Annotated in this window: 2 protein-coding genes and 1 pseudogene; all 3 read right to left on the minus strand. The window is 33.1% G+C overall.

Going from position 1 to position 1,391, the window contains the following annotated elements:
- Positions 1 to 246: hypothetical protein (locus tag ABT112_RS35135; RefSeq protein WP_502975535.1), on the minus strand; the 246-nt coding region annotated here is incomplete at its 3' end.
- A gap of 159 nt (positions 247 to 405) precedes the next feature.
- Positions 406 to 996, minus strand: coding sequence for a DUF805 domain-containing protein (locus tag ABT112_RS35140; RefSeq protein WP_351515829.1), 591 nt, complete (start codon positions 994 to 996; stop codon positions 406 to 408).
- Between the two features lie 206 nt (positions 997 to 1,202).
- Positions 1,203 to 1,391 (minus strand): annotated as a pseudogene (locus ABT112_RS35145) (IS982 family transposase); the annotation flags it as partial.

Genomic DNA, 1,391 nt, shown 5'->3' on the forward strand with positions numbered 1-1,391 from the left:
ATTAAGCAATAATGTACCACCAATTCCGACAGTCCGAGCAATTAGGGTACCCACGAAGATGTATATAATGTTTTTCTTAGTGAGGAAATCTTTGCTTGGCGTTAAAAAGCCTAACTTTTTACCTAAATACATTAATAAGTAGATATTCCCCACAATAAATATAATTAGAATGAGTACAGCTAGTAAGGATAACTTGTGTGCACCGGTTTCTAAAGAAAAACCTTTTGCTCCACCATAAACAGCCATCCCTATTTGACTGAGTATTGCAAGCCCTAATACAATAAAAAATTTCTTAATATAATTCAAAATTCTTTTCCAACTTTCATTAATAGATTAAATTTAGGGTACTGGAAATTTTTATAACAAACCCTTTTTATTCTTTTTGAATTCAAATATAGATTATTATTATTCTTTTTCTCGTAAGAAAAAGAGTATAAAGCCATTATCCGATTTTGTAGTAACTGCATTAGTTGGTAACACTGTCAAAATAAAGAACAGTAACCCTATCGCGTATGTCAAAAATGTGAATATTGCACTTCCGCCGCTTTGTTGTAAGGTACTTATTGTTTCTGTGCAGCTAGAAGCAATGTATATGCCCCATAAAACTAAAAATCCTCGCCCTCGTAAACCAGCATCTCGATAGCGTCTCACAGCCATAGCGAGGCTTGGAAGAAATAATGATATCCCAATAATAGCCATAATAAACAATGGAATAATAAAGCTTTCAAACGTAGAAGCCAAAAAATCAGTTTCGTTTGCACTCCCTGAAATACTCATAGCAGAACCAATTGCTACATAGACAAAAAATATAATTGGAACAAATGAAATAATCATTAAAATTAACGTCATCCACCAATATCCAGCTCGAGTCGTTCTTCCCTTGAAATCAATATATCCAATAAAAAAATCCTTCAATGCTCGTCCAAAACTCACTTGCCCAGGAACTTCATTTATTTTTTCCATAATTAAAAATCCTCCTTCTTCTAAATCAATCATAACAAAATAAAGAATAAAAAGAGAATCCTATAGATTAATTCTCTAATATCCAACCCCAAAATAGCTATTTTATTAGTCATTTGTTCATTATTAATGCTTAAACCATGAGACGAGCATTGTAACAACGAAAGCTATTATGCATAAGATGGTTCTGTTGCAAAGTTTTACACTAAAATAGATTTTTTGGAAAACTTTGCAACAGAACCACTTTGAGCAAGTTGGTGCTTAGCTTTAAGTGTTTCACTAAAATGCAGTACGCCCCATAGGTAACAAGTAATCACTAAACAGTCAGATGTTGCAAGATGGACGTTCTTTCGGTTTTGAACCTCAAGGGGAACACTCGTTTGATAAAGCGTCTCAATGGTTGTCAGTAAATAAACAAAAACTTTTGGAAG

Source organism: Streptomyces sp. NPDC002055, from assembly GCF_040296705.1.
Lineage (GTDB): Bacteria > Actinomycetota > Actinomycetes > Streptomycetales > Streptomycetaceae > Streptomyces.

What these genes read in the sequence shown, in the direction of transcription:
- ABT112_RS35140 (WP_351515829.1), bottom strand. Translation starts at nt 996, where the DNA reads ATGATTGATTTAGAAGAAGGAGGATTTTTAATTATGGAAAAAATAAAT.